This window comes from Parafrankia sp. Ea1.12, assembly GCF_900465275.1.
Lineage (GTDB): Bacteria > Actinomycetota > Actinomycetes > Frankiales > Frankiaceae > Parafrankia > Parafrankia soli.
The window spans coordinates 1-217 of sequence record NZ_UBIZ01000223.1; the positions used below are offsets into that span (position 1 = coordinate 1).

Annotated in this window: 1 protein-coding gene; it reads right to left on the bottom strand. The window is 67.7% G+C overall.

From position 1 onward, the window contains the following. The coding region (locus tag FMEAI12_RS08735; protein WP_146776657.1) for a transposase at nt 1-217 on the bottom strand (217 nt) is incomplete at both ends.

Here is a 217-nt window from a genome sequence, read left to right on the forward strand (position 1 = left end):
TCTCGGGCCACCAGCAGCGCCTGGCCGATCGGGCCCTGGTCCATCAGCGGGTTCCACATCCGCTCGAACTCAGCGTCGGTGAGGTCTTCGCGGTTGCGCAGCAGCTTGCGCCGGGCCTTCCACTCCGGATCTCCGGCCCGGCCACGTCTGCCGCGGTGTGTGCGGGTCAGACGGCGGCGCACCAGATTGAGCATCTTGTTCGCAAGCTGCACCACAT